Source organism: Lysinibacillus sp. fls2-241-R2A-57, from assembly GCF_030209535.1.
Taxonomy (GTDB): Bacteria; Bacillota; Bacilli; order Bacillales_A; family Planococcaceae; genus Lysinibacillus.
The window spans coordinates 1-1772 of the sequence record NZ_JARVRU010000188.1; the positions used below are offsets into that span (position 1 = coordinate 1).

Sequence of the window (1772 nt, forward strand, 5' to 3'; positions counted from 1 at the left end):
GATAAATTAACAATTAATGATATCTTGCATTTAACTGTGGAAGATGTAATAGCAAGAGTTCAAGCTATGTTTAAATGGTATGAACCACAGCCAGTAAGACGGGTTCTTATTCCTAAAGGAAAGGATAAAACTAGACCTTTGGGGATACCAACGATTTGGGATAGAATCTTTCAACAATGCATACTTCAAATTTTAGAGCCAATTTGCGAAGCAAAATTCCATAAACATAGTTATGGGTTTAGACCGAATCGCAGCACTCATCATGCGAAAGCTAGACTTGAGTTCCTTATCAATCAAACTGGGCTTCATCATTGTGTTGATGTAGATATTAAGGGTTTCTTTGATAATGTTAATCATAGTAAGCTTTTAAAACAAATGTGGTCTCTAGGCATAAGGGATAAATCACTCCTTTCTATTATATCTAGGCTATTAAAAGCAGAGATTGAAGGAGAGGGTATTCCTACAAAAGGTACTCCGCAAGGAGGAATTCTGTCACCGTTATTATCCAACATTGTATTAAATGAATTGGATTGGTGGGTTAGTAACCAATGGGAAACGTTTGAAAGCAGATATACATACTCCACCAATGGCAGTAAATATCAGCATTTAAAGAAAACAGCTTTAAAAGAGTGCTTCATCGTCCGATATGCGGACGATTTTAAAGTAATGTGCCGAACTAGGTCAAACGCAATAAAAATGAACTACGCACTGAAAGACTTCTTGAGAATAAGGCTTCATTTGGAGTTAAGTGAAGAAAAATCAAAGGTTGTTAATTTAAAGAAAAACTCATCAGAGTTTCTAGGCTTTTCAATAAAAGCTATAAGAAAGGGTAAGACCAGATTTGGTTATGTAGCAAAGTCTGATATGTCGAAAAAGGCTAAAGCAAATGCTTTCCAAAAGATAAAAGAAGCCATAAGGGTAATCAAGAGAAAGCCTTGTATTCAGACAGTTTGGAATTTTAATACCGTTGTGATGGGAATCCAAAACTATTACTCAGCTGCAACTCAAATTACAATTAATCTGAATGAGTTAAATCTCCATCTACGCAAGACGTTATACAATCAATTAAAGAATATTAGAACCGAGGCGAGGTTCCATGAGATGACTAAGACTTTACAGAAGAGGTACAAGGGATACGAGGCTAAACTGTATAAGATACAGAACATGGTTTTTGTCCCTATCCATGCACAACGATGGGGAAAGACACTATGTTTTTCACAAATAATTTGTAATTTTACAGTCGAAGGAAGAGCAAAAATTCATAATAGCCTAAGGGCTATCAATAAAAATACTCTTTCTCACATCATGAGAAACTACATTCCAAATAGATCTATTGAGTACAACGACAACAGAATCAGTAAGTTCATTGCCCAGTATGGCAAATGCGCCATTTTAGGTGAAGAATTAGGTATTAATGATTGGCATTGTCATCATATTAATCCGTTTAACATTTCAAAAGATGATAGTTATTCGAACTTAATAATTTTGAATAAGGCTATACATCAACTTATACATTTGAAAGACCAGGCAAAAATTAAAACGCTCTTAAAAGCTGTAAAGCTTTCGAATAAGCAAATAGTAAAAGTAAATAATTTACGACTGAAATGTAACAATGAAATAATCTAATAATGGAAGAAAAGCACTCGTCTGCTTAAGATATAGAAAGAATAAATTGGATTAGTTGGAACGCCGTATGCGATGAAAGTCGCACGTACGGTGTGAACAGGGGGAAAAGCTGGCGATAACTTCAAAAGCTTACCTATCTGTATCAA

General features: G+C 34.8%; 1 protein-coding gene. It reads left to right on the plus strand.

The window, feature by feature from the left end; all coding sequences use genetic code 11:
• Nucleotides 1-1626 (plus strand): group II intron reverse transcriptase/maturase (ltrA, locus tag QRN68_RS23455; RefSeq protein ID WP_285399592.1); only part of this gene is annotated, 1626 nt, incomplete at its 5' end.
• Nucleotides 1627-1772 lie beyond the last annotated feature (146 nt).